General features: G+C 47.9%; 1 protein-coding gene. It reads right to left on the bottom strand.

Annotated features, from left to right (window positions below):
- Window positions 1-123 precede the first annotated feature (123 nt).
- Window positions 124-576 (bottom strand): NAD(+)--rifampin ADP-ribosyltransferase, encoded by a 453-nt coding sequence (gene arr / locus M0413_RS22680; protein ID WP_050515773.1) that lies wholly within the window; start codon window positions 574-576, stop codon window positions 124-126.
- Window positions 577-723 lie beyond the last annotated feature (147 nt).

Genomic DNA, 723 nt, shown 5'->3' with positions numbered 1-723 from the left:
ACTTCGCGAGGGATGGATCAAGCTTCACTACTCTGAGTGAAACGCCCTGTGCGGATCCGCATGCAGGGTGTTGTGGGGACTGGAGGCTAGAAACCTCCGGTTACCCGATTAGGCAGGCTCCGCTTAATCATATATGACATGAAGTCCATTGCGCTTTAGATTCTCCAAGGAATCCAGCATCGCTTTCAAGGCTTCAGCGGTGTGTCCCTCCCACTCTTCAACGACCCCCACAATCTGGAGAGGCTCAGAAGTTCGATAGGACATTGTTGGATTTCCTGGAAATTTTTTATTGGTAAGATTCGGGTCATCCTCGAAAGGTCCAGTTGGTTCAACTAAGTATATGTATCCCCGGCCATCTAGACCAGACAGTGAAACAGCAAGTTCAGCCCCCCAAATTGCTGGCTCAAGCATAGCTGAAAAATAAACGTGCTTGAGTGTGCGACCCTCTTCAAAATGAGTGTTGAACCCAGTTGTTAGGAGTTCACCTACCGATAATTTAGCTTTGGTGCCATGATAAAACGGTCCCTGCATATTTTTACAATTTTCATGTGTGGTTGGAATCCAATCTTTAATCATTCTTCACTCCGAAGGTTGGGAAAAGGTTTGACAGCCTAACTTTGTTTTAGGGCGACTGCCCTGCTGCGTAACATCGTTGCTGCTCCATAACATCAAACATCGACCCACGGCGTAACGCGCTTGCTGCTTGGATGCCCGAGGCATAGA

The organism is Shewanella sp. 8A (assembly GCF_023475945.1).
In the GTDB taxonomy this organism is placed as follows: Bacteria; Pseudomonadota; Gammaproteobacteria; order Enterobacterales; family Shewanellaceae; genus Shewanella; species Shewanella xiamenensis.
This window is presented reverse-complemented; position numbering and strand designations above follow the sequence as displayed.

Coding starts and splice junctions, on each gene's coding strand:
- arr (WP_050515773.1), bottom strand. CDS start 576: ATGATTAAAGATTGGATTCCAACCACACATGAAAATTGTAAAAATATG.